Source organism: Helicobacter didelphidarum (genome assembly GCF_003364195.1).
Taxonomy (GTDB): domain Bacteria; phylum Campylobacterota; class Campylobacteria; order Campylobacterales; family Helicobacteraceae; genus Helicobacter_A; species Helicobacter_A didelphidarum.
This window is the reverse complement of record NZ_NXLQ01000213.1, coordinates 1-457: the sequence shown is the minus strand read 5'-3', so window position 1 is coordinate 457 and position 457 is coordinate 1. Positions and strand designations below refer to the sequence as shown.

The 457-nt window shown below is 36.1% G+C and carries 1 pseudogene; it reads left to right on the top strand.

From position 1 onward, the window contains the following. A pseudogene (locus CQA53_RS13010) lies at positions 1-457 on the top strand (hypothetical protein); the annotation flags it as partial.

The window sequence follows — 457 nt, the reverse complement described above, 5'->3', positions numbered from 1 at the left end:
TGAAGTGGTAAAGAAGTTTTCTAAGAATCCTCCTTATGATGAATTTGGAATGCTTCCATTTTTAGATGAGTTAATAGGGGTAGATTGGGTAATGGATTTGAATGAATATCAATTTGCATATGATTCCAGAGGTAATGCAATGCGGGGAATTCATCAAGATGTTAAAGTGGGAAAACTAAAAGATCCTAGGGATAGAGATTCTACTCATGAAAGTAGATTGGAATTTACTTATGCGATGTTTGCATATCGTAGAAGCTCTAAAGCAGTTTACTATACAGATATTCCAAATGATTGGAGCGAAGAAGAAGCCAGATTCTATATGAATTCCATTATCTTAGATGCCAAACTAGTATCCCTCACTCCCCCACAAGGCTATCCTAATGCTCCCACTTATTATATCCCAGAGTATTTAGAAGAGCTTTATAGAGAGGGGAAGTTTGATATTAAGCTAGATCCA